The organism is Massilia agrisoli, assembly GCF_020831365.1.
GTDB lineage: Bacteria > Pseudomonadota > Gammaproteobacteria > Burkholderiales > Burkholderiaceae_D > Telluria_A > Telluria_A agrisoli.
Map to the genome: position 1 here is coordinate 167775 of NZ_JAJHPV010000013.1, position 23652 is coordinate 191426.

Annotated in this window: 27 protein-coding genes and 1 tRNA gene; 16 read left to right on the forward strand and 12 right to left on the reverse strand. The window is 61.8% G+C overall.

Annotation, left to right across the window (positions count from 1 at the left end):
* The first annotated feature begins 250 nt into the window (after window positions 1-250).
* From LMJ30_RS09655 to LMJ30_RS09675, 5 genes are all read left to right on the forward strand, one after another.
* Window positions 251-1180 carry a branched-chain amino acid ABC transporter permease gene (locus tag LMJ30_RS09655; protein ID WP_229432137.1) on the forward strand — a complete coding sequence of 310 codons (930 nt, stop codon included), beginning with the start codon at window positions 251-253 and terminating at the stop codon, window positions 1178-1180.
* A gap of 24 nt (window positions 1181-1204) precedes the next feature.
* Window positions 1205-2413, forward strand: a complete 1209-nt coding sequence (locus LMJ30_RS09660) for an ABC transporter permease subunit (RefSeq protein WP_229432138.1) — start codon at window positions 1205-1207, stop codon at window positions 2411-2413.
* Window positions 2414-2428: 15 nt separating this feature from the next.
* Complete coding sequence (locus tag LMJ30_RS09665) at window positions 2429-3199, forward strand: ABC transporter ATP-binding protein (protein ID WP_229432139.1); 771 nt, start codon at window positions 2429-2431, stop codon at window positions 3197-3199.
* 1 nt (window position 3200) lies between these two features.
* Entirely contained in the window at window positions 3201-3923 is a 723-nt protein-coding gene (locus LMJ30_RS09670; RefSeq protein ID WP_229432140.1) for an ABC transporter ATP-binding protein, read from the forward strand.
* 231 nt (window positions 3924-4154) lie between these two features.
* Window positions 4155-4364 (forward strand): hypothetical protein, encoded by a 210-nt coding sequence (locus LMJ30_RS09675; protein ID WP_229432141.1) that lies wholly within the window; start codon window positions 4155-4157, stop codon window positions 4362-4364.
* A gap of 62 nt (window positions 4365-4426) precedes the next feature.
* Here LMJ30_RS09675 and phaP read toward each other — a convergent pair whose 3' ends face one another.
* A complete protein-coding gene (gene phaP / locus LMJ30_RS09680; protein ID WP_229432142.1) occupies window positions 4427-4996 on the reverse strand; it encodes a TIGR01841 family phasin in 570 nt (189 codons plus the stop codon).
* Window positions 4997-5343: 347 nt separating this feature from the next.
* Between phaP and LMJ30_RS09685 the strand changes: the two genes are divergently transcribed.
* The 3 genes from LMJ30_RS09685 (at window position 5344) to pbpG (ending at window position 8183) form a co-directional block, all read left to right on the forward strand.
* Complete coding sequence (locus LMJ30_RS09685; RefSeq protein WP_229432143.1) at window positions 5344-6258, forward strand: DMT family transporter; 915 nt, start codon at window positions 5344-5346, stop codon at window positions 6256-6258.
* Window positions 6258-6953: a nitroreductase gene (locus LMJ30_RS09690; RefSeq protein ID WP_229432144.1), complete on the forward strand. Its 696-nt coding sequence runs from the start codon at window positions 6258-6260 to the stop codon at window positions 6951-6953. The genes LMJ30_RS09685 and LMJ30_RS09690 overlap by 1 nt, the downstream gene beginning before the upstream one ends.
* A gap of 156 nt (window positions 6954-7109) precedes the next feature.
* On the forward strand, window positions 7110-8183 hold the full coding sequence (pbpG, locus tag LMJ30_RS09695) for a D-alanyl-D-alanine endopeptidase (protein ID WP_229432145.1): 1074 nt from the start codon (window positions 7110-7112) through the stop codon (window positions 8181-8183).
* Window positions 8184-8338: 155 nt separating this feature from the next.
* On the opposite strand, the gene LMJ30_RS09700 is transcribed toward pbpG, so the two are convergent.
* Window positions 8339-9118, reverse strand: coding sequence for an IclR family transcriptional regulator (locus LMJ30_RS09700; RefSeq protein ID WP_229432146.1), 780 nt, complete (start codon window positions 9116-9118; stop codon window positions 8339-8341).
* Window positions 9119-9265: 147 nt separating this feature from the next.
* Here LMJ30_RS09700 and LMJ30_RS09705 point away from each other — a divergent pair, with 147 nt between their 5' ends.
* The 6 genes from LMJ30_RS09705 (at window position 9266) to LMJ30_RS09730 (ending at window position 14365) form a co-directional block, all read left to right on the forward strand.
* Window positions 9266-9655: a diacylglycerol kinase gene (locus LMJ30_RS09705; protein WP_229432147.1), complete on the forward strand. Its 390-nt coding sequence runs from the start codon at window positions 9266-9268 to the stop codon at window positions 9653-9655.
* 102 nt (window positions 9656-9757) lie between these two features.
* Entirely contained in the window at window positions 9758-10396 is a 639-nt protein-coding gene (locus LMJ30_RS09710) for a peroxiredoxin (protein WP_229432148.1), read from the forward strand.
* A 250-nt stretch (window positions 10397-10646) separates the two neighbouring features.
* Window positions 10647-11420 carry a sulfite exporter TauE/SafE family protein gene (locus tag LMJ30_RS09715; RefSeq protein WP_229432149.1) on the forward strand — a complete coding sequence of 258 codons (774 nt, stop codon included), beginning with the start codon at window positions 10647-10649 and terminating at the stop codon, window positions 11418-11420.
* Window positions 11421-11527: 107 nt separating this feature from the next.
* Window positions 11528-12379: a sulfate ABC transporter permease subunit CysT gene (cysT, locus tag LMJ30_RS09720; protein WP_229432150.1), complete on the forward strand. Its 852-nt coding sequence runs from the start codon at window positions 11528-11530 to the stop codon at window positions 12377-12379.
* The gene (gene cysW / locus LMJ30_RS09725) at window positions 12376-13290 is read left to right on the forward strand and encodes a sulfate ABC transporter permease subunit CysW (RefSeq protein WP_229432151.1); all 915 of its coding nucleotides are present in this window, start codon (window positions 12376-12378) and stop codon (window positions 13288-13290) included. The genes cysT and cysW overlap by 4 nt, the downstream gene beginning before the upstream one ends.
* Before the next feature lies 1 nt (window position 13291).
* Window positions 13292-14365, forward strand: coding sequence for a sulfate/molybdate ABC transporter ATP-binding protein (locus LMJ30_RS09730; RefSeq protein ID WP_229432152.1), 1074 nt, complete (start codon window positions 13292-13294; stop codon window positions 14363-14365).
* A 53-nt stretch (window positions 14366-14418) separates the two neighbouring features.
* Here the strand turns inward: LMJ30_RS09730 and LMJ30_RS09735 are convergent, their stop codons facing one another.
* Genes LMJ30_RS09735 through LMJ30_RS09755 form a run of 5 tightly spaced genes read right to left on the reverse strand, consistent with a single transcriptional unit; the run spans window position 14419 to window position 18667 of the window.
* Entirely contained in the window at window positions 14419-15465 is a 1047-nt protein-coding gene (locus LMJ30_RS09735; protein ID WP_229432153.1) for an aldo/keto reductase, read from the reverse strand.
* On the reverse strand, window positions 15462-16505 hold the full coding sequence (locus LMJ30_RS09740; protein WP_229432154.1) for a quinone-dependent dihydroorotate dehydrogenase: 1044 nt from the start codon (window positions 16503-16505) through the stop codon (window positions 15462-15464). The genes LMJ30_RS09735 and LMJ30_RS09740 overlap by 4 nt, the downstream gene beginning before the upstream one ends.
* A gap of 53 nt (window positions 16506-16558) precedes the next feature.
* Window positions 16559-17287: an arginyltransferase gene (locus tag LMJ30_RS09745; protein ID WP_229432155.1), complete on the reverse strand. Its 729-nt coding sequence runs from the start codon at window positions 17285-17287 to the stop codon at window positions 16559-16561.
* Between the two features lie 60 nt (window positions 17288-17347).
* Window positions 17348-18076 carry a leucyl/phenylalanyl-tRNA--protein transferase gene (gene aat, locus LMJ30_RS09750; RefSeq protein ID WP_229432156.1) on the reverse strand — a complete coding sequence of 243 codons (729 nt, stop codon included), beginning with the start codon at window positions 18074-18076 and terminating at the stop codon, window positions 17348-17350.
* 9 nt (window positions 18077-18085) lie between these two features.
* The gene (locus LMJ30_RS09755; RefSeq protein ID WP_229432157.1) at window positions 18086-18667 is read right to left on the reverse strand and encodes an NUDIX hydrolase; all 582 of its coding nucleotides are present in this window, start codon (window positions 18665-18667) and stop codon (window positions 18086-18088) included.
* Between the two features lie 160 nt (window positions 18668-18827).
* Between LMJ30_RS09755 and LMJ30_RS09760 the strand changes: the two genes are divergently transcribed.
* A tRNA-Met gene (locus LMJ30_RS09760) sits at window positions 18828-18904 on the forward strand.
* A 42-nt stretch (window positions 18905-18946) separates the two neighbouring features.
* Here the strand turns inward: LMJ30_RS09760 and LMJ30_RS09765 are convergent.
* The 3 genes from LMJ30_RS09765 to LMJ30_RS09775 all read right to left on the reverse strand — a co-directional run bounded on the left by LMJ30_RS09765 (window position 18947) and on the right by LMJ30_RS09775 (window position 21803).
* Window positions 18947-19834 (reverse strand): DNA-3-methyladenine glycosylase family protein, encoded by an 888-nt coding sequence (locus tag LMJ30_RS09765; RefSeq protein WP_229432158.1) that lies wholly within the window; start codon window positions 19832-19834, stop codon window positions 18947-18949.
* A 9-nt stretch (window positions 19835-19843) separates the two neighbouring features.
* On the reverse strand, window positions 19844-20746 hold the full coding sequence (locus LMJ30_RS09770; protein WP_229432159.1) for a DMT family transporter: 903 nt from the start codon (window positions 20744-20746) through the stop codon (window positions 19844-19846).
* Window positions 20747-20822: 76 nt separating this feature from the next.
* Window positions 20823-21803, reverse strand: coding sequence for an XdhC family protein (locus tag LMJ30_RS09775; protein WP_229432160.1), 981 nt, complete (start codon window positions 21801-21803; stop codon window positions 20823-20825).
* A gap of 46 nt (window positions 21804-21849) precedes the next feature.
* Here LMJ30_RS09775 and LMJ30_RS21665 point away from each other — a divergent pair, with 46 nt between their 5' ends.
* Window positions 21850-21984 carry a hypothetical protein gene (locus tag LMJ30_RS21665; protein WP_267869622.1) on the forward strand — a complete coding sequence of 45 codons (135 nt, stop codon included), beginning with the start codon at window positions 21850-21852 and terminating at the stop codon, window positions 21982-21984.
* A 110-nt stretch (window positions 21985-22094) separates the two neighbouring features.
* Here LMJ30_RS21665 and LMJ30_RS09780 read toward each other — a convergent pair whose 3' ends face one another.
* Complete coding sequence (locus LMJ30_RS09780) at window positions 22095-23183, reverse strand: M48 family metallopeptidase (RefSeq protein ID WP_229432161.1); 1089 nt, start codon at window positions 23181-23183, stop codon at window positions 22095-22097.
* 15 nt (window positions 23184-23198) lie between these two features.
* On the reverse strand, window positions 23199-23648 hold the full coding sequence (gene dut / locus LMJ30_RS09785; protein WP_229432162.1) for a dUTP diphosphatase: 450 nt from the start codon (window positions 23646-23648) through the stop codon (window positions 23199-23201).
* Between the last annotated feature and the right edge of the window lie 4 nt (window positions 23649-23652).

The window sequence follows — 23652 nt, forward strand, 5'->3', positions numbered from 1 at the left end:
GACTGTTGATTTTCCGGTGTTAGTTTTTACAAAACCTCGCTATGATGATGGCGCTCGGAATTTTTGCTGTCCGGTGCGCTGGCGTCGTTCGCGCATAGGATAGGGTGCGGTTGCAGCGGAAACATGAAACACGTGTAATCCCGGTCGGGATGCGGCGTTTGTGAAGCGCGTCAGGCCATGAGCGGCACTGCGGAGTTCTCTCCGGGGTGCCGTTTTTATTAGATCTATAATAAAAGAGGCAAGCAAAACCATGGATACCTTTATCCAACAGATTATCAATGGTCTGGTGCTCGGCAGTATGTACGCCCTCGTGGCACTGGGCTATACCATGGTGTACGGGGTTCTGAACCTGATCAACTTCGCGCACGGCGATGTCCTGATGATCGGCGCCATGGTCGGCCTGTCGATCCTGAAACTCCTTGATGTATTCATGCCGGGCCTGCCCGGGGCAGTGCAGCTGGCCATTGCCATCGCCGGCGCCATTCCGGTCTGCATGCTGGTCAATATCATCATTGAACGTGTCGCCTACCGGCGCCTGCGCAACGCCCCCCGCCTCGCTCCCCTGATTACCGCCATCGGCGTCTCGACCCTCCTCACCACCTTCGCCATGATGATCTGGGGCCGCAACCCGCTGCCTTTCCCGCAACTGCTGTCGACCGAACCGATCGCGATCGGTGGCGCGGTGATTTCCCAGACCCAGGTATTGCTGCTTGCGCTGGCTGCCCTGTCGATGGGCGCGCTGGTGCTGCTGGTTGAAAAAACCAAGATGGGCCGCGCCATGCGCGCCACCGCCGAGAACCCGCGGGTTGCCGGCCTGATGGGTGTCGATTCGAATAAAGTGATCGTCGCCACCTTCGCCATCGGCGCCGCGCTGGCCGCGGTCGCCGGCGTGATGTGGGGCGCCAACTACTCGTCGATCCAGTTTGCGATGGGCTTCCTGCCCGGCCTGAAGGCGTTCTCGGCCGCTGTGCTGGGTGGCATCGGCAACATCTACGGCGCGATGATCGGCGGCGTGTTGCTCGGCCTGATCGAAGCGATGGGCGCCGGCTACATCGGCGACCTGACCGGCGGTTTCCTTGGCAGCCACTACCAGGACATTTTCGCCTTTGTAGTCTTGATTATCGTGCTCACGATCCGGCCTTCCGGAATCATGGGTGAACGCGTCGCTGACCGCGCTTGAATCGAACCGGATAAGGAAATCAAGATGAAACTTCTCTCTTTCGACGTCGAACACAACCCGCGCAAGGCGTACACCAGCATGGCCATCGTCCTGGCGCTGATGCTGGTCTTCCCGTTCGTTGCCCAGAATTTCGGTAACTCCTGGGTACGCATTGTCGATATCGCGCTGCTGTACATCATGCTGGCGCTGGGCCTGAACATCGTGGTCGGCTTTGCCGGCCTGCTGGACCTCGGCTACATCGCGTTCTTTGCTGTGGGCGCCTACCTGACCGGCTTGCTGGCGTCGCCGCAGTTTGCCGCCTTGCTCGAATCGATCGTCTACCAGTATCCCGTGCTTGGGGAATGGCTGGTTGCCGTGATGGGGCCGGAAATTACCGAAACCGGGATTCACCTGTCGGTCTGGTTCATCGTGCCGCTGGCAGCCGCCATGGCCGGCCTGATGGGTGCGCTGCTGGGCGCGCCGACACTGAAACTGCGCGGCGACTACCTGGCCATCGTCACCCTGGGCTTCGGCGAGATCATCCGTATCTTCATGAACAACCTGAACGACCCGATCAACTTCACCAACGGTCCGCAGGGCATCAACATGATCGACCCGATCCGCATCTTTGGCGTGTCGCTGGCGGGCGAGGCGGGCTCCAAGGCAACGGTGTTTATCGGCGACTATGCGATGCCGTCAGTGAATGCCTACTACTTCCTGTTCCTGTTCCTGTGCATTGCCACCATCTTCATGACCGCGCGCCTGCAGCACTCGCGCCTGGGCCGTGCCTGGGTGGCGATCCGCGAAGACGAGATCGCGGCGAAAGCGATGGGCATCAACACCCGCAACGTCAAGCTGCTGGCGTTTTCGATGGGCGCATCGTTCGGCGGCGTCGCCGGCGCGATGTTCGCCTCGTTCCAGGGCTTTGTGTCGCCGGAATCGTTCTCGCTGATGGAATCGATCGCCGTGCTGGCGATGGTGGTGCTGGGCGGTATCGGCCACATTCCGGGCGTAATCGTCGGCGGCATCTTGCTGGCGGCCTTGCCTGAAGTGCTGCGCCACACTGTCGAGCCATTCCAGAACGCCGTATTCGGAAAAGTGCTGATCGAAGCCGAAGTGCTGCGCCTGTTGCTGTACGGCCTGGCGATGGTGCTGATCATGCTGCTGCGTCCGGCCGGCCTGTGGCCATCGCCGAAGCACGAAGACCGGCCGCAAGCCGCCGAGACCAACAAGCCAGACGCGTTTCCGGCCTGATTAGGAAGACGACACATGAGCGAACAGATTCTGTTGAACATCTCCGGCGTGAACAAGCGCTTCGGGGGATTGCAAGCGCTGACGGACGTCGGCATCCAGATCAAGCAGGGCCAGATCTACGGCCTGATCGGGCCTAACGGGGCCGGCAAGACGACGTTCTTCAACGTGATTACCGGCCTGTACCAGCCGGACACGGGCACGTTCGAACTGGACGGCAAGCCGTATTCGCCGTCCGCGCCACATGAGGTGGCCAAGGCCGGCATCGCGCGCACCTTCCAGAACATCCGCCTGTTTGGCGAGATGACCGCGCTCGAAAACGTGATGGTCGGCTGCCATGTGCGCACCCACCAGGGCGTGTTTGGCGCCATCTTCCGCCACAAGGCGGCGCGCCAGGAGGAGGCGGCGATCCGCCGCCGCGCGCAAGAGCTGCTCGATTTCGTGGGCATCGGCGATTTTGCCAAGCGCACCTCGAAGTTCCTGTCCTATGGCGACCAGCGCCGCCTGGAGATCGCGCGCGCGCTGGCCACCGAGCCCAAGCTGCTGGCGCTGGACGAGCCGGCGGCCGGCATGAACGCGACCGAGAAGCTGGCGCTGCGCGAACTGCTGGTGAAGATCAAGAACGAAGGCAAGACGGTGCTGCTGATCGAGCACGACGTCAAGCTGATGATGGGCCTGTGCGACCGCATCACGGTGCTGGAATACGGCAAGCCGATCGCCGAAGGCTTACCAGCCGACATCCAGAAGAACCCGGCTGTGATTGAAGCCTACCTCGGAACGGGCCATTAATATGAGCGAAAACATTCTCAAGATCCAGGGCCTGAAGGTTGCGTACGGCGGCATCAAGGCAGTCAAGGGCATCGACCTCGAAGTGAACAAGGGCGAGCTGGTCACCTTGATCGGCGCCAACGGCGCGGGCAAAACCACGACCCTGAAGGCGGTCACCGGCACCCTGCCGGATTGCAGCGTGGAAGGCGTGATCAGCTACATGGGCCAGCCGCTCAAGGGCAAGCATTCGTTCCAGCTGGTCGAACAGAAGCTGGCGATGGTGCCGGAAGGCCGCGGCGTGTTCACCCGCATGTCGATTTATGAAAACCTGCAAATGGGCGCGTACACGCGCAACGACAAGGCAGGCATTGAAGCCGATATCGAAAAGTGGTTCACCGTGTTCCCGCGCCTGAAGGAGCGTGCCTCGCAGTTGGCCGGCACCCTGTCGGGCGGCGAGCAGCAGATGCTGGCGATGGCGCGCGCGCTGATGTGCCATCCGACCTTGCTGCTGCTGGATGAGCCATCGATGGGCCTGTCGCCGATCATGGTCGAAAAGATTTTCGAAGTGATCCGCGACGTGTCGAAGCAGGGGATTACCATCTTGCTGGTGGAGCAGAATGCGAAGCTGGCGCTACAGGCCGCTGACCGCGGCTATGTGATGGATTCGGGTTCGGTCATCATGACTGGCAACGCGGATGACATGCTGCATGACCCGCGCGTGCAGGCGGCTTACCTGGGCGAGTAACACTTCCAGCTGATCTTTTGAAGCGTAGGCGGATAAGGGCAAGGCCCGCATCCGCCGAAGGCATGCATTGTGGTGCAACTTGTTGAAGCGTTCGGCGGATGCGGGCTCTGCCCTTATACGCCCTACCGAGTCGTCATCAGCAGGGCATCGTCCTACCGCCCGCCCAGACAAAGTCCTATTTCGGCTTGTCGCCCACATGATTACGATAAAGTTCGCAAATCTGATCGGGAGATGATGATGAGTTCGAAAGTAAGCAGCGGGAAAAATCACGACCACAGCGATAGCAAGCCGGCCGGTGGTTATGCGGGTACTGGCGGCGGTTCGACATCGCAGTCCGGCAACCAGGGCAGCAAAGGCAGCGCCGGTGGCGGGAACCAGCAATCCCAACAAGGCAGCGGTTCAGAGAAGAAATCCCAAGACAAGGCCAGCGGGAAACAATAACGCCGGCAAAAAAAATGCCTCGCAACCGCGAGGCATTTTTGCATCCAGCTAGCTAAGGCGTATTAAGCCTTGGCGGTCGCGCGTGCCGTGACTTTTTCAGCCACTTGCGAGAACTGGTTCACCGCTGCATTGACGTTGGTCTCGATGACCTGCGCTGCCTGCTTGGCGGTCTTGGTGAACTGCTCGTAGCCTGCGCTGGCGTTGTTGATGCCTGCCTTGAACGCAGCAACTGCGTTTTCGGTGCCGGCTGGTGCATTGCGGGTTACTTCATCAACCAGCGACAGGACCTTGCGGCCGTTCTCGGCGATCTGCTCTTCAGCAGCGCGGGTGAACTCTTGCTGGGCGCCGGTGGCGATCGCGGCAACCTGGCGGCCGTACGACAGTGCTTTTTCAGCGGTCGGCTGGGCCTGGGCTGCGGTCAGGGTGAAGAACTCTTGCGGGTTCTTGGCGCCCATCAGCTGCTTGGCGGTCTGCGACGACTCTTCCAGCGTGGCTTTAGCGGCGGTAATGTTCAGTTCGACCAGCTTTTCCATGCCTTCGAATGCTTTCGAAGTCAGCGACGAAAACATCGCGAACTGTGCATCGAGGTTAGCTTTGGTGGCGTTCGAAAATTGCTCAGGGAATGCAAACATGTATGTTCTCCAGATGTGTTGAAACCGTGTTATTGATCAATGTTGCCAACTACCGGTGAAGCAGGGAATCTCGATATCTTGGCCGCGTTGTGCGGCGCAACAAAGCCCTATTCTAATGAAATTGAACCGCAAGTCAAGCGATGATTGTGCGGCGCACCATTTAAATCGAAGAACTTTCCCCAGGTCATTTCTTCGCGGCATTTTAGTGGGCGTTATGGTGGTTTTTGGAGAGAAAGGCCCGGGGCAGGACGCCTTTGACGACCGCGTGTTAGACTAATTTTTTGCGCAGCGGACATATTATTCGAGCGCACCGCAACGCATTGCTGCGCTTGAGCGCTTATTGATATATGTCAAACAGTCCTGCTGAAAATGTTGCGCCGCGTCACTCTCCGTCCTGGCTCTCGCCGATCCCCATCTTTTTTGTATTCCTGTGGAGCACCGGCTTTATCGTCGCCAAGTTCGGGCTGCCGTACTCGCCCGCGCTGACTTTCATCGCCTTGCGTTGTGCCGTGGTACTCGTCGTGTTGCTGCCTTGGGTGATGATTGCCAGGGCGCCCTGGCCCAAGGGACACATGGTCCACCTGGCGGTCGCTGGCCTGTTGCTTCAGGCGGGATACATCGGCGGCGTCTGGTGTGCCATCAAGATCGGGATGCCTGCCGGCGTCTCCGCGCTGATTGTCGGCATGCAGCCGATTCTGACCGCCGCGGCCGCGCCGCTGATCGGTGAAACAGTTCGGCGCAGGCAATGGTATGGCCTGATGCTTGGTCTCTCGGGCGTCGCGCTGGTGGTGTATTCCAAATTCAACCTGTCCGGCCTGTCGCCGCTGGCCGTCGGCTACACCTTGTTCGCGCTGGCGTCGATTACGGTCGGCACCATGTACCAGCGCCGTTTTTGCCCGCAATTTGACCTTCGTACCGGTACCGCTATCCAGTTTGCCGCCGCTCTCGCGGTTATTTTGCCGCTGGCAGTCGTGTTTGAAGGCCTCGACCCCAGCTTTGCCGCAGTAAAATGGACGCCGCAATTTATCGTTGCGTTGCTGTGGTCGGGATTGGCGCTGTCCATCGGCGCGATTTTCCTCCTCTTTCAGCTGATCAGGCGAAGTGAAGCGACCTCGGTCACCAGCCTGCTGTACCTGACCCCGCCGACAACCGCCGTCATGGCCTGGATTGTCTTTGGCGAATCGTTGAGCCTGGCGGGCGTGGCCGGCATGCTGGTCGCCGTCGCAGGCGTTGCATTGGTTGTTAAAAAACAGGAGAAGTAATGATCGCAAGCCAGCAGCAGGAAATCGTCGACGCCGCCATCATCTCGCGCCGTTCAATCCGTGCATTCCTGCCAACACCGGTTCCGCGCGAGGACATAGAGCGGATTCTCGACGTCGCGGCGCATGCCCCGTCGGGGAGCAACACCCAGCCATGGAAAGTGTACGTGCTGACTGGCCAGGCCAAAGAACGCCTGTCCGACGCGATCACCGCCGCCTATGCCGACCCGGTGCAGGCCCGCGAGCACACGGAAGAGTACGCGTATTACCCGCGCGAATGGGTCTCGCCCTATGTCGACCGGCGCCGCAAGGTCGGTTGGGACCTGTACGCGCTACTCGGTTTGACGCGCGACAATAAGGCGGGCATGGCCGCCCAACACGCACGCAACTACAGATTTTTTGACGCGCCTGTCGGTCTTATCTTTACGATCGACCGCGTGATGGACCAGGGTTCCTGGCTCGACTACGGCATGTTCCTCGAAAACATCATGATCGCCGCGCGCGGACGCGGTCTCGACACTTGTCCGCAGGCGGCATTCACGCAGTTCCATCGCATTATTGAACAGCAGCTCGGCATACCAGGCAACGAGATGCTGGTATGCGGGATGGCGCTTGGGTTTGCCGACCGGAGCAAGATTGAAAATTCACTCATTACCGAGCGCGAACCAGTCTCAGGCTTCACTCGGTTTTTAGAATAAACGCGTATAGTGTTGAAACAGAAGAGATTATTTGTTGCGCACGTCGCTTGCGCTGTTGCATCAAGGTTTCCTCGAATGTTAAATTGCTTGTGATTGCCGAGTGCTTTGCTACACTGCAACGAGAAGTAAATCCGTACGCGTCAAAGGAATGTCCAGATGTTCAAGTTAGCGTTGAGTGCTCTTATCTCCTTGCTGTTTGCCATGACCCCTGCAGAGGCGGCCAAGGTCGAGCAGCGCAGCAGCTCGGCGTCAGTCAAGAAGCAAGTTGTCAAGAAGAAAACGGCGGCGAAGAAATCGCGCTACAAGCGCCGCGAGGCCGCCGCTAAACGGGTCACGGTCACCACGCGCGACAAGTCGGTACGCCGCGTCATCATGGTGCGCGGCAAGCGCAAGGTGGTGTACCAGCGCCTGACCTCGGCGCCGGTGATCCGCTCGATGACGGCCGGCGACAAAGCCGGCCTCAACCTGACGCGCGATCCGCTCGACCTGGCGTCCAGCGTCGCCCTGGTGCTGGACCAGACGAATTCCGAAGTCTTGTTTGAAAAGAATGCCGGCGTTGCGTTGCCGATCGCATCGATCACCAAGCTGATGACCGGCCTGATCGTTGTCGAGGCGCAGCAGGACATGGACGAAGTGCTGACGGTAACCGATGATGATGTCGACCGTGAAAAGTTCACCACCTCGCGCCTGCGCGTCGGCGCGCGCCTGACCCGCCGCGAGATGCTGCATATCGCGCTGATGAGCTCGGAGAACCGTGCGGCCGCCGCGCTGGGCCGCAACTATCCGGGAGGCATCCAGGGATTTGTCGCCGCAATGAACGCGAAAGCGCATGAACTGGGCATGACGGACACCCGCTATGTCGATTCCAGCGGCCTGTCGAGCCGCAACGTGGCCAGTGCGCGCGACCTTGCCAAGCTGGTCATGGCAGCGCACCAGCAGCCACTGTTGCGCGAGTTTTCCACTGATCCGGGCTCTGCCGTAGCGGCCAGTGGCAGGATGGTTCAGTACCGCAATACCAATTACCTGGTGTCCTTGCCGGACTGGGATATCGGGCTGCAAAAAACCGGCTTCATTAACGAAGCAGGGCGCTGCCTGGTGATGCAGACGATCATCCAGGGACGCGCCGTGATCATGGTGTTCCTCGATTCAAAGGGCAAGCAGTCGCGGACTGCGGATGCCGGACGGATGCGGCGATGGCTTGAGGCGCTCAAGCCGCCTGGTTTGTCATAAGTCCCGACTTCACCCCAAGCTTCCGTCGTCCCTGCGAAAGCAGGGACCCATAGCAGCTCAGATCATCTGGCGTATGGATTCCTGCTTTCGCAGGAAGGACCTGAACGCGCGGGTGGTGTCCGTTACCGCGCACTGGGCTGCCCCAACAGGATCAATTACCTGACGGGCGAATAACCCAGGGTTGCCGAAATTTGCGCCGCGGTCGTGACCAGGTCTTCCAGCCATTCTTCCTGCAAGCGATCGGCTGGCGCCGAAATCGACAGCCCCGCAACCAGCTTGCCCGAGTCGTCGTGGATACCGGCCGCCATGCAGCGCACGCCCAGCTCCAGCTCTTCATTATCACGCGCATAGCCGCGCGCCCGCACCAGGCTCAGCTCGCGCTCGAGCTTCGACAAATCGGTAATCGAATTCTTGTTATGTCCAGCCAGGCCAGTGCGGGTTGCGTAGGCGCGGATGGCCTTGGGCTCATCCACCGACAGGAACAGCTTGCCGGTCGAGGTCAGGTGCAGTGGCCCGCGCCCGCCAATTGCGCGCACCACCTGCATGCCCGAGCGTTCCGAGAAGGCGCGGTCGATGTAGACAATCTCGTCGCCTTGCCGAACAGACAGGTTAATCGTCTGCTGGGTCTTCTTGTGCAGTGCGCGCATGAATTCGAGCGCAGCCTCGCGCACCGACAGCCGGCTCTTGACCACATTGCCTAGTTCTAGCAATCGCATGCCGAGGCGGTAGGTACCAGGCTCGACCCGGTCGACAAAGCGGGTCACCACCATGTCGTTCAAAATCCTGTGCGCCGTGGACGGGTGCAGCCCGGATACTTTCGACAATTCCTTCAGGCTGACCGGATCGGAGTAGGTGGCCAGCGCATCAAGCAGGGCAACCATCCGTTCGATCACCTGGATCGACGTCTTTGCGGGTTCGACAGTTTCCATTTTCATGATGTGGTTGGTGCGGTGCAGTATAAGTAGCTTACTTTATACCACAATGTGAAAAGAAGTGGCAATCGCACTTGGTGGGAACCGAGGTCTCGTACTATTTCGCGGCGCGGGGCATAATGGGGACCTAACATGCACATTTGAAAACCCATGGACCAACAACCTGTCAGTGAATTCAAAAGTAAGGGCGGTTTCAGACGCATCATCGCCGCCTTCGTCAACTCCATCGACGGCTTCCAGGCCGCATGGCGTAGCGAATATGCGTTCAGGCAAGAGGTGATCGTCGTGCTGATCGCAACCGTTGTTGCGCTTCTCCTGCCCATCTCATCCTTCCAGAAAGTGTTCCTGATTTCGGTGCTGCTGCTGGTCCTGCTGGTTGAAATCATCAACTCGGCAATCGAGGCCGTGGTCGACCGCATCTCGCTCGAACGCCACCCCCTGTCCAAGCGCGCAAAGGACATGGGCAGCGCCGCCGTCGCGCTGTCGATCATGATCGCCGCGCTTGCCTGGATCGTCGTTCTGTCCAATCGTTATTACTAAATAACCAGATAGTTTGTTCAAGATTCTCGATCTGGCGCACAATGCAAGACTGTAGTATTTGCCATGATCAAGGGCTTCTTAAACTTTCTACTGGAGATGACGATGACATTACGCTTGGGCGACACCGCACCGGATTTCGAGCAAGACTCTTCAATCGGCAAGATCCGTTTCCATGAGTGGGCGGGCGATTCGTGGGTGGTCCTGTTTTCGCACCCGGCCGACTTTACGCCGGTTTGCACCACTGAACTCGGTCTGACCGCAAAGTTGAAGCCAGAGTTCGACAAGCGCAACGTGAAGGCCATTGCCCTGTCAGTCGACCCTGCCGACCAGCACAAGAGCTGGATCAAGGATATCGAAGAGACGCAAAACACAGTCGTCGGCTTTCCGATTATCGCCGACGCCGACCGCAAGGTATCGACGCTGTACGACATGATCCACCCGGAACTGTCGGCCACCGCCACGGTGCGTTCGCTGTTCGTGATCGACCCGAACAAGAAGATTCGCCTGACCATTACCTATCCGATGAGCACCGGCCGCAACTTCGATGAAGTGCTGCGCGTCATCGATGCCTTGCAGCTGACCGATGGCTACACCGTCGCAACGCCAGGCAACTGGAAAGACGGCGATGACGTGATCATTCCGCTGACGGTACAGGATCCGGAAGTCCTGAAGCAGAAGTATCCGAAAGGCTTCACGGCGGCCAAGCCATACCTGCGCGTCACGCCACAGCCAAACAAATAAGCGATGAGCGTCGTTCCCGCAAACGCGGGAACCCATAGTCCTGACGATCAGTGCGGAAGCAGCTTGCATCATCAAGCTTATCTCGTATGGGTTCCCGCCTGCGCGGGAATGACGCGGCCAGGTGCGCTCCACACGTGGCATAGCGAAACAAATAATCCGAAACGGCCCGAAACGCATAAGCAAATGAGGAAGCTGTTGTTTGGTTTATAGCTGAGCCCCTTTACCCTGTAAGTCACTTTGGGGGCTTTTCATGTTGCTGACATACATCGTTTCGGGTTTTGCGGTCGGCCTGCTGGTCGGGATGACCGGTGTCGGCGGCGGCTCCTTGATGACCCCGCTTCTGACACTGCTGTTCGGCGTGCCGCCGTCTGTTGCCGTCGGCACCGACCTTGCGTTCGCGTCCATCACCAAGGGCGCGGGCACCTTCACCCATCGCCTGCGCGGTACCGTGCACTGGGACATCGTCAAGCTGCTGTGCATCGGCGCCTTGCCCGCGGCAGTCGCCGCGACCCTCGCGCTCAACCATTTCGGCACGCTCAACGCTGAGATCGGCCAGCTGATCCGCTATTCCATCGCCGGTTCGGTACTGCTGACTGTCGTCGCCCTGCTGTTCAAGGGCAAGATGCTGGCGTGGATCAACGCCAAGCCGGAACGCCAGCTGCAGGGCAGGGCGCTGTCGACTGCCACGATCGTTTCGGGTGCCGTCCTCGGCACCCTGGTCACCATTTCCTCGATTGGGGCCGGCGCCATCGGCGCGACCTTGCTGGTGATGCTGTACCCACGCCTCAGCTCGGCTGAGGTCGCCGGCACCGACATTGCCTACGCCGTGCCGCTCACTGCGATTGCCGCCCTCGGCCACTGGTGGCTGGGTTCGATCAACTGGGAGCTGCTGGCCATGTTGCTGGTCGGTTCGCTGCCCGGCATTACGCTGGGCTCGTGGATTGCCCGCGCGGTGCCAGAGCGTTTCCTGCGCGGCTTGCTCGCCATGACCCTCACCGGGGTCGCTGCAAAACTGATCTACTAAGGGCTAATACACGATTCGTCTATGCAAATGACGATTACTTCGTTTGCTATATGATCATTGCGTGAGACGATTGTTCCTTATCTGCATTATGTGAGCAAGGGGATGCAATGCCCGTATCAATTACCACGCCGCGCGCCGCGCCATACCGGGTCATGCCCGGATTCGGCCTGACGCTCGGCTTCACCATCCTGTACCTCGCGCTGATCGTCCTGATCCCGCTGTCGGCGGTGTTCCTGAAAACCTTCACGATGACCTGGGAAGCGTTCTGGAGCGCCGTTACATCCGAACGCGTGATGGCCTCGTACCGCCTGACCTTTGGCGCCTCGCTGATCGGCGCCTTCATCAACGTCATCTTCGGCGGCATCGTCGCCTGGGTGCTGGTGCGCTACCGCTTTCCGGGCAAGCGCTTCATCGACGCGCTGGTCGACTTGCCGTTCGCGCTGCCCACCGCAGTCGCCGGCATTACGCTGACCGCGCTGTATTCGTCCAATGGCTGGATCGGCCAGTACCTTGAAAAGGTCGGCATCAAGGTCGCTTTCACGCCGCTTGGCGTGGTGGTCGCGCTCACCTTCATTGGCCTGCCGTTCGTGGTGCGCACCGTGCAGCCGGTGCTGGAAGAAGCCGAGCGCGAACTGGAAGAAGCCGCCGCCAGCCTGGGCGCCTCGTCGTTCCAGACCTTTGCGCGCGTGGTCTTCCCGAGCATCGTGCCGGCGCTGCTGACCGGCTTCGCGCTGGCCTTTGCACGCGCCACCGGAGAATATGGCTCGGTGATCTTCATCGCCGGCAACCTGCCGCTGGTATCCGAGATTACGCCGCTGTTCATCATCACCAAGCTCGAACAGTACGACTACACCGGCGCCACCGCGATCGCGGTGGTGATGCTGCTCGCGTCATTCCTGCTGCTGTTGTCGATTAACCTGCTGCAGGCGTGGACGCGCAGAAGGGCAGGCAAGAAATGAGCGCCGTGATCCCTGACGCCAGGCCTGTGGCAGTACGCCGCGGCGAGCTGCCGACGTCGTCGAACGTATTCGAGCCCTCGTGGGTGCGGCGCTCGCTGATCGCCGTCGCGCTGGTATTCCTCACGCTGTTCCTGTTCGTGCCGCTGGTTGCCGTGTTTGTCCAGGCGCTCGGCAAAGGCTGGGACGAATACGCGGCCGCCATCGTCGACCCCGACGCCATCTCGGCGATCAAGCTGACCCTGATCGCGGCCGCCATATCGGTGCCGCTGAACCTTGTATTCGGCGTCTGCGCGGCATGGTCGATCGCCAAGTTCGAATTCCGCGGCAAGAACGTGCTGCTCACGCTGATCGACCTGCCGTTCTCGGTCTCGCCGGTGATCGCAGGCCTGATCTACGTGCTGATGTTCGGCGCAGAAGGCTGGTTCGGCGCCTGGCTGATGGAAAACGACATCAAGATCCTGTTCGCTGTGCCGGGCATCGTGCTGGCGACGGTCTTCATCACCTTCCCGTTTGTGGCGCGCGAGCTGATCCCGCTGATGCAAGCGCAGGGCAACGAGGAGGAAGAAGCCGCGCTGGTGCTGGGCGCTTCTGGCTGGGCCACGTTCTGGCGCGTGACGCTGCCGAACATCAAATGGGGCCTGCTGTACGGCGTCATCCTGTGCAACGCGCGCGCAATGGGCGAGTTTGGCGCGGTGTCGGTGGTGTCGGGCCATATCCGCGGCGAGACCAACACCATGCCGCTGCACGTCGAGATCCTCTACAACGAATACAACTTTACCGCGGCTTTCGCCGTCGCCTCGCTGCTGGCATTGCTGGCGCTGGTGACCCTGGCGATCAAGACCTTCGTCGAATGGCGCCTGCACGAATCGACGCCGACCGAAACCGCGGCAGCACGCATCCTGGAGCAGTGAAATGACCATCGAAGTCAGGAACATCAACAAACGCTTTGGCGAGTTCATCGCCCTCGATAACGTCTCGCTGCAGTTCCCGCAAGGCGAACTGACTGCACTGCTCGGCCCATCGGGCTGCGGCAAGACCACGCTGCTGCGCATTATCGCAGGGCTGGAGCACCCGGACTCCGGCCAGGTGCTGCTCGACGGAGAAGACGCCTCTGCGCGCCACGTGCGCGAGCGCCAGGTCGGCTTCGTGTTCCAGCACTATGCGCTGTTCAAGCACATGACCGTGTTTGAAAACGTCGCCTTCGGCTTGCGCGTCAAGCCGCGCAAGGAGCGGCCGAGCGAAGACCAGATCCGCCAGAAGGTAAAGCAGCTTCTCGAACTGGTGCAGCTGGACTGGCTGGCTGACCGCTATCCGCCGCAGCTGTCGGGTGGCCAGCGGCAGCGTATCGCGCTGGCGCGCGCGCTGGCTGTCGAGCCGCGCGTGCTGCTGCTGGACGAGCCTTTCGGCGCGCTCGACGCCAAGGTGCGCAAGGAACTGCGCCGCTGGCTGCGGCGCCTGCACGACGAGCTGCATGTGACCAGTATCTTCGTCACGCACGACCAGGAAGAAGCACTGGAAGTAGCTGACCAGGTGGTGTTGATGAACAAGGGGACGGTCGAGCAGCTTGGCACGCCGGACTCGGTGTACAACCATCCTGCGTCGCCGTTCGTGTACAGCTTCCTCGGGAATGTGAACCTGTTCCACGGGCGCGTGCATGAGGGCGTGCTGGCCAGCGGCGGCGTCAACTTCGATGTGCCGGACCACGCAGGGGTGCAGGACAGCCAGGGCATCGCGTATGTCAGGCCGCATGACCTGGATGTGGACCGCTATGTGGCGGGCGCGGAGGGGATTGTGGTCAAGCTGCGGCGTGCGCATGCCATCGGGCCGCTGGCGCAGCTGGACCTGGAGCGGGAAGATAATGCGCAGCTGATCGAGGCGGTGATTCCGAACGATCGGTTCGCACAGCTGCAGCTGAAGGAAGGCGAAACTTTGCTGGTGAAGCCGAAACGCATGCAGGTGTTCGTGGACCAGGGCGCGTCGATCTGAGGCGCGGAATCGGCGGATGACGCGCTACGCGCTCTTCCGCCCTACATATTCGCTTACTGGCCGGGGTTGGTGATGCGCGCGTGGATCGCGTTGATCGCTTCGACCACATCGTCCGACAACGTCACCTGCGCCGCGTCGATGTTCTCCTTCAGCTGCTCCAGGGTGGTCGCTCCGATAATGGTCGACGCCACGAACCACCGCGAATAACACCACGCCAGCGCCATCTGCGCCGGCGTCATGCCGTTCGCGCGGGCCAGCCCGGTATATTCTTTCACCGCCTGCAGTACCGACGGCCGCAGGTAGCGCGGGCTCCAGTTCGGCGGGAAGATCGTCAGGCGTCCATGCGCCTTCGGATTATCCACGTACTTCCCGCTCAGCTGCCCGAACGACAGCGGGCTATACGCGAGCAAGCTGACGTTCTCGCGCATGCAGGACTCGTCGAGCAGGCTGGTCTCGAAACCGCGCGCGGTCAGGTTGTACAGGTTCTGGATCGTCACAATGCGGGGCAGCCCCTTCATCTCGGCCTGCTTGACGTACTCGCACACGCCCCACGAGCTTTCGTTCGACACGCCCACATTGCGGATCTTGCCCTCGTCGATCAGCCCGGCCAGCGCCGCCAGCGTGTCTTCAATCGCCACGCCAGCGCGTTCCTTGGCAGGGTCGAACGCGGTGGCGCCAAACACCGGCACGTTCCGGCTCGGCCAGTGGATCTGGTACAGGTCGATGTAGTCGGTCTGCAGGCGCTGCAGGCTGGCGTCCACCGCCGCGCGGATATTGGCCGCGTCGAGGTTGTTCTTGCCGTCCCTGATCCAGTGCAGCGCCGGATTCGGCCCCGCCACCTTGGTGGCCAGCACGACCTGGTCGCGCTTGCCGCTTTTCTTCAGCCACGATCCGATAAAGCGCTCGGTCGAGCCCTGCGTGGCCGCGCGCGGCATCACCGGGTACATCTCGGCAGTGTCGATAAAGTTGATGCCGCGCTCAAGCGCGTAATCGAGCTGGCTGTGCGCCTCGGCTTCGCTGTTTTGTTCGCCGAAGGTCATCGTGCCCAGGCAGATGCCGGACACCTCAAGCTGGCTTTGGCCGAGACGCACGCGTTTCATTTGATTCCCCTGACCGCATTCGCGCAGTCGCGCACCAGCGCCGGACCGGCGTAAATCAGGCCACTGTACAGCTGCACCAGCGATGCCCCGGCTTCCATCTTGGCCTTTGCGTCAGCGCCGCGCATGATGCCGCCGACGCCGATGATCGGGATCGCGTCGCCCAGTTCGCGCTTGAGCGCCCGCACGATGATGGTCGATTGCTGGAATACCGGCGCCCCCGACAGGCCGCCTGCTTCTTCATGGTGACGTTCGTTCTCGACCTCGCGGCGGCTAGTGGTGGTATTGGTGGCGATGACGCCGTCGATCTTGTGGCGCAGCAGGGCGGACGCGATGTTGGTGATCTGGTCCGCATCGAGGTCGGGTGCGATCTTGAGCGTCAGCGGCACGTACTTTTTGTGCTGGTCGGCCAGGCGCGACTGCGCTTGCTTCAGGCGCGAGAGCAGGGTGTCGAGTTCGGACGCGTCCTGCAGCTGGCGCAGGTTCTTGGTGTTCGGCGACGAGATGTTGACCGTCACGTAGCTCGCGTACGGATACACTTTTTCGAGGCAGATCAGGTAGTCGTCGGCGGCGCGTTCGATCGGCGTGTCGGCGTTTTTACCGATGTTCAGTCCGAGTACGCCTTCCTTGTTCTGGTAGAAGCGCGATGCCTGGACGTTGGCGACAAACGCGTCCACGCCGCCGTTGTTGAAGCCCATCCGGTTGATGATGGCTTGTTTGGCCGGGATGCGGAACATGCGCGGCTTTGGATTGCCTGCCTGCGCACGCGGCGTGACCGTGCCCACTTCGATGAAGCCGAAGCCAAGCGCTGCGAGGCCGTCGATGTAGGCGCCGTCCTTGTCCAGGCCCGCGGCCAGGCCGACGGGGTTGGGGAAAGTGATGCCCATGACGGTGCGCGGGTCGGGAGCCGGCTTGCGGATCGCGCCGGTGAGGCCGAGGCTGGCGGCGCGGCGCAGGGCCGGCAAGGTCAGGTTGTGCGCCGATTCGGCGTCCATTGCGAAGAGTATCGGACGGGCAAGCGCGTACAGCAGTTTTTCGGACATGGGGTGCTCAGGTTGGACAGACCGCTCATTTTACCGTGTGCGGGCGGCGCCGCCTATCGGTCGAGCAGGCTCCAGGCGCCGTTGATGCGCGCTTCCAGCGGGCGGAAGTTGATTTTGTAGGCCATCTTGGGGCTCTGTTCGATCCAGTAGCCGAGGTAGACGTGCGGCAGGCCGAGCTCGCGCGCCTGGCCGATCTGCCACATCACGTTGTAGGTGCCGAACGAGGCGCCCGGCACGTCCGGGTCGAAGAAGGTGTAGACCGACGACAGCCCGTCGGACAGTACGTCGATGATGGACACCATGCGCAGCACGCCGTCGGGCTCGCGGAATTCCACCAGCCGCGTGTTGACCCGGCTTTGCAGCAGGAACTGGGCGTACTGGTCGCGGCTGTCCTGGTCCATGCCGCCGCCGGGGTGGCGGGTGGTCTGGTAGCGCAGGTAGAGCGCGTAGTGCTCGTCCGAGAAGCTGAGGTTGGCGACGCTGGCGACCAGCGGCGAGTGGCGCGCCCATGCGCGGCGCTGGCCACGGCTGGGGGTGAATTCCTCGGCCTTGACGCGCACCGGGATGCAGGCATGGCAACCGTCGCAGTAGGGGCGGTAGGTGAAGATGCCGCTGCGGCGAAAGCCGTTTTTGACCAGCTCGGAATAGACGTCGGCGTTGATCAGGTGGGACGGGGTGGCGACCTGCGACCGGGCGTGCCGCGCGTCGAGGTAGCTGCACGGGTACGGCGCGGTCGTGTAGAACTGCAGCGTGGCGAAGGGCAGGTCGTTCAGGTGCGTCATGCGAATGCTTTCGGTCCCGAGTGGTTTACCTGATTCTATTGTAGCGAAAGTTTGCCAGGTCTAGCGCGCGTCCGGTAAAGGCGGCACCGGTTCCCAGTGGTCGATTTCGTCCTGGCCGATCGCGCCGCGCAGGTGGTCGAGGAAGGCGGCGCGCGGGATCGGCGCCGCCCCGAGCGAGGCCAGGTGGCCGGTCTCCTGCTGGCAGTCGACCATGCGCACGCCTTCGCTGCGTAGGAAGGCCACCAGGTAGGCCAGGGCGATCTTGGACGCGTCGGTCACGCGCGCGAACATCGACTCGCCGTAGAACATGCGGCCGATGCAGACGCCGTAGGCGCCGCCGACCAGTTCACCATCGAGCCACAGTTCGGACGAGTGGGCGTGGCCGAGCGCGTGCAGGCCGGTATAGCCGCTGATGATCTCCTCGGAGATCCAGGTGCCAGGGCCATCCTTGCGGGGGGCGGCGCAGGCGCGCATCACCTGTTCGAACGAGGTGTCGAAGGTGACCTGCCAGCGGCCTCCCTCAACCCGGCTGCGCTCGACACGGCGCAATGTCTTGCGCAGGCTGTCGCTGATGCGGAAGCGGTCGGTGTGCAGCACCATGCGCGGGTCGGTCGACCACCAGAGGATGGGCTGGCCTTCGGAAAACCACGGGAAGATGCCGTTTCGGTAAGCGGCCAGCAGGCGGCGCGGCGACAGGTCGGCGCCGGCCGCAAGCAGGCCGGGCGCATCGATGGTCAGCGCCTCGGATACGTCGGGGAACGGCGTCGTCGTTTCAAGCCACGGAATCATGATGAGAGTTTAACCGGCGTCGCTGGACATGCGCATTGAGCGCACAAGGTCGCGGCTATGGAAACCATAGCTGCCCCCCTCACGCATTTTGACGCGGTCGGCGAAGAACAGTTCCAAGGTCGTGCGCACAGTGGGGAAGGCCAGGTCGTCCCAGGGAATCTCGTTCTCGGCGAACAGCTGCACGTCGAGGCTCTCGACGCCGGCCGCATAGTCGAGGTCAAGCAGGCGGGCAACGTAAAACAAGTGCACTTGGTGAACTTGGGCAACATTTAGCAGGGTGAACAGCTCACCCAGTTCGACATTGGCGCCGGCTTCTTCCTCGGTCTCGCGGATGGCGGCCTGGGCGGTGGTTTCCTCGTTTTCCATGAATCCGGCGGGCAAGGTCCAGTAGCCATAGCGCGGCTCGATTGCGCGTTTGCACAAGAGCACTTTCAGCTCGCCGTCTTTTTCCCAGACCGGGATCGATCCGACCACCAGTTTCGGGTTCTGGTAATGGATGGCTTCGCATTGCACACACACGTAGCGTGGCCGGTTGTCTCCCTCGGGAACGCGCAGGTCGACAGGGTGGGCACACTCGGAACAAAATTTCATGGTCGCTTGGAATAATGGTATTTCGCTTACTTTACACCGATTGCGCCCGCTGTGCCGTTACCCGTACCAGGCCGGATTCCTGCCTGCGTGCTGCTATCGCACATCTTATTCGGATTGATATTGCCTAAAAAGGCAAACTCCCCTATAATGATTGCACAGACGCGGGGTGGAGCAGTCTGGCAGCTCGTCGGGCTCATAACCCGAAGGTCACAGGTTCAAATCCTGTCCCCGCAACCAAATTCTAAAGCCGTTGAATCTTGCCAAAGATCAACGGCTTTTTCATTTCCGGGTCTGCGAAGCCAGCGTCGCCCAGAGATGGGCCGCCGCCATCGTGCGGTGTGGCTTGTATTGGGCCAGCAGCGCCTCGGTGCGCGCCATGTCCGGCTTTGCCTCCTCACCCAGCAAGCGCTGCAAGGCCGCGCGGATCGCGACATCGCCATGCAGCGAGCAGTCGGGGTAGCCGTAGCCGCGCAAGAGGGCGTAGTTGACCGTCCAGGGACCGATGCCTTTGACCGCGAGAAGCGCGGCGCTGGCGGCCTCGATGTCGTCGCTGCGCTCAAGCGAGAGCGAACCGCTGTCGACCAGCTGTGCAAGGCGCAGCAGCGTCTCTGCCTTCGAGCGCGAGAACTTGCGCGTGGTGAGGTCTTCCACTGACAGCCTGGCCACATCGTCCGCTTCGGGATAGCACCACAAGCCGCTGCCATGCTGGCGGCCGGCCTGCAGGATAAAGGTGCGGCGCAACGCGATGGCGAAACTCAGGTTGATCTGCTGGCCGATGACCGCCCAGGTGAGGGCTTCAAAGATCGTTGCGGACTGCACGATGCGCAGGCCCGCATTGGCGCGGACGGCGTCTCCCAGCAGCGGATCGTTTGCGGCCGCGGCCAGGAACGGCGCGGGATCGATGCGAAGCCCCAGGATATTGAGCAGCGCGTCGTCGAGCAGCGCGTTTGCGCGCGGCGTCAGCGCGGCGTCGGCATCGATGCGGATACGCGCCTCGCTGGTGGACAGCGCGATGTCGAGCGCCACCGGAATCCCGTCGAGCACAATACCTTTGCGGATACGCTCCGGCGTGACCTGCTCGGCCACGCCTTCCGTATCGCGTCCATGGAACGCGACGACGTCGCTGCTGCGGTAGCCATCCGGAAGGGTGATCGATCTCTGCTGCAAAGGTGTGCCTTACTTGCTTTTTGCGGAAAGCGGCACGATAGCACGGCTCAGGAAGGCCGGGCGGAAGCCGGTCACCAGGGCGGTTCCCGTGATGACGATCGCGGCGCCCAAGACCGTGTGCCAGCCAACCACTTCGCCGAGGAACAGCGCGCCCCACAGGATGCCGAACAGTGGGTTGAGGAAGGTGACGGTGAGCGCCGAGGTCGGGCCGACATCCTGGATCAGTTTAAAGTACAGGATGTAGGCGATGCCGCTGCAGAGAATGCCCAGCGCGAGCGCCGCGCCCATGATGCCAATGGTCGGTTCGGCAGGCGCCGGGAAGAACGGCAGCACCGGAATGACGAGCAGCGTCGCCGCCCACATGCTGCCATGCGCGTTGGCGAACGGCTCGACACTCTTGGCCGTCTTCGCATAGGCGCTGGCGATGCTGTAGCTGACTGCCGCCACCAGCGCCGCAACAATGGCGATGCCCGCGCCCGGACGCGAAGTGACCTGGTCGAAGCCGACCAGCAGCGCCACGCCTGCGGTGCCGAGGATGAGGCCCAGCGCGCTGCGGCCCGTGATCGCCTGGCGCGACCACAGTGCGCCGATCAGCGCGCCCCACATGGGCGCGGTGGCGTTCAGCACCGACAGCACGGATGCCGACAGCGTGCGCGCCGCGAACGCGAACAGCAAAAACGGAAACGCGGAATTGAGCAGGCCGAGGACCAGGTAGTGCTTCCAGTTGGCGCGCAGGTCGAGCTTCTTTTTCAGGATAGCGCCGACGATGGCGAGGAACACGGCCGCGAAGCCAACCCGGTATTCGATCAGCACCGCAGGCCCGAGCACCGGCGCGGCGATGCGCATGAACAGGAAGGAGCTGCCCCAGATCGCTGCAAGCAGCACGAGGCGGAGCATATTGGCGGTGTTCATTCAGGCGGTCCCAATTCTTAAATGGTTATTGTCCTGCGTTCGCGCAGTGGCCTGCTAGCCGGTTCTTGCTTTCGAATCAGGCCTGGCCGTCCGCGTGCTTCACCCGCAACTGCTGCGGCACGCCGTTCTTGATTGCGGTGAGTTCGGCCAGGATCGAAATGGCGATCTCCGCCGGCGTCTTGCTGCCGATGTAAATCCCGATCGGACCGTGCAGGCGCGCCAGCTGTTCGTCGGTCAGGTCGAATTCTTTCAGGCGCTCGCGCCGCTTCGCATTGTTCACGCGCGAGCCGATCGCGCCGACGTAGAAGGCGTCCGATTTCAGTGCTTCCATCAGGGCCAGGTCGTCGAGCTTCGGATCGTGGGTGAGTGCGACAACGGCGCTGCGGTGGTCGAGCCGCGCTTCGATCACCAGGTCGTCGGGCATGGCGTGCACCAGCTGCACGCCGGGGAGCTGCCAGCCGGCCCGGTATTCTTCGCGCGGGTCGCATACCGTAACGTAGTAATCCATTGCGGTAGCCACCTGCGCCAGGAAGCGCGACAGCTGCCCCGCGCCGATGATAAACAGGCGCCAGCGCGGGCCGTGGATGGTGGTCAGCACGCCGTCGGCAATCTGCTGAGCGGCGCCGGCGGCGGCAGGCGTCAGCGTGACTTCGCCGGTTTGCAGGTTGAGGTTGCGCGCCACCAGTTCGTGGCGCTCGAGGCGCTCCAGCAGTTCGATGATGGTGCCGGCGCAGGACAAGGGTTCGATTGCCAGCTCGATGGTGCCGCCGCAGGGCAGGCCGAAACGGTGGGCCTCGTCGGCGGTGATGCCATAGCTGACGATCTCGGGCAGGGTGCGCGTGATGCCATGCTGGCGCACGCGCTCGATCAGGTCGTCCTCGATGCAGCCGCCCGACACCGAGCCGACCACGCGGCCGTCGTCACAGATGGCGAGCGTGGCGCCGATCGGGCGCGGGCTGGAGCCCCAGGTTTTGATGACGGTGATGAGCTCACAGCGGTGGCCGGCGCCGATCCAGCCTGCTGCGGTCTTAAGGACTTCGAGGTCTATGCTGTCCATCGTTCGAATATACTGTGTGCTCCAGGACTAAGGAGCAAATGGGAAGATGGACAATCATAAAAGAAAAGACGACGGCTCGCCGAAGTTCGGTCGTTTACTGCTGGTGCTGGTCGCGACCGTGGCGATGCTGGGCGTACTGACCTACGTGATGGCGGTGTTTTTCCCGGATTTCCCCAGCTAAGCCACTCGTCGTTCCCGCGAAGGCGGGAACCGATAGGCAGCATCAGGAATCGCTCAGCATGGGTTCACGCGACGGGGGGCGCCGAGCCCGGGGAATGACGTGGCCAGCCTCTACGGCACCAGGGGTTTGCCGGCGGCCTTCTTGGCCTTGATGTCGGCAATCGTCTTCTCGATCACGGCGATCCGGTAAGCGGTTGCCGGGTGGTTCGCGACATACCCGTTCAGCACCGACGCCGGGTAAGTCGACGCCAGGCGCTTCCAGAACTCCGTCGCACCTTCAATCCGGTAACCAGCGCGCGCCAGCAGGTACAACGCCAGGTTGTCGGCCGCGCCGTCCAGCTCCTGCGGCATCGCCTTGATGCCGCCGCTGCCGATCGTTACCGACGTGTCAGGGCGGGTGCTCATCAAATTGTCGATGATGCTGCCGATCGTACTGGCGTTACGCTGCGACGACGCATGGCCCAGCATGTTATGCGCCATGCCCTTGGCCATCAGGTAAGCCAGTTCTTCGTCGGCTTCGACGAAGTTGATCATCCCGCGCGTGACCATCACGCGCGATCCGTCCGCGTACGAGTTGATGTTGTCCGAGTTCCCGAGTTCGACGCCGAAGCCGCAAGCGCGCGTGACGGGAATCGACAGCTGCTTCTGCTTCTGGTCCCGTTCAACCACGAACGGCAGCGTGGACTGGCTGCGCACCAGCGGTCCGAACACCCCGCCGGCCAGGGTCGATGCATTCGCCCCGGTCGGCAGCGGCTTGCCGCCCGCCGAAATCAGGCGGTCGCCAATCTCCAGGCCCGCTCTTGCCGCGCCGCTGCCGGCCAGTACGCCGGTCACTTGCAGGCGGTCGTTCATGCCGAGCGCAAGATGCGCGGCTTCGTTGTATTCGCCAGGGTAGGAGTAGCGGTTCTTGGCGGTGAAGCCGAGCAGGTTGCGCGCCTGGTTTTTGCACAGGGGCGCGTTGTTGATCAACAGCGGCGCAGCCACCCGGTACAGGCGGTCCTGCAGGGCCGCCATTTTGGTCAGGGTCTGTGCTGCCGCGGCCATGCGCGGCGTGATGACCGGGCGCTGGTCTTCTTGCGCGGCAGGTCCCGGCTTGACAGGGAAGGCAGGTGCTGTCGGCTGGATGGTGCCGCATGCCGACAGGAGTAATGCTAACGATATGCCCAGCAATGCCGGGCTGTGACCGACGAAACGGGTCATGGTAGTCCTCACTTATTATTGTTTTCCGGTGCTTCCGAAACCGCCGGCACCGCGTTCACTCGCATCAAAATCTTCAACGACGTTAAAGCCAACCTGCAGTACCGGCACGATGATCAGCTGCGCGAGCCGCTCCATCGGGTTGAGCGGGAAGGCGGCCTGGCTGCGGTTCCATGTCGATACCATCAGTTGTCCCTGATAGTCAGAATCAATTAAGCCTACCAGATTCCCCAAAACGATGCCGTTCTTATGACCCATGCCGCTGCGCGGGAGGATCATCGCCGCGTAGCCTGGGTCGCCCACGTGGATGGCAAGGCCGGTTGGCACCAGGATGGCCTGGCCGGGCTCGATGGTGATGGCTTCGTCGATGCATGCGCGCAGGTCCAGCCCCGCGCTGCCTGGCGTTGCGTACGCCGGCATCTGGTCTTTCATGCGTGGGTCGAGGATCTTGACGTCGATTGTTTTCATTAGT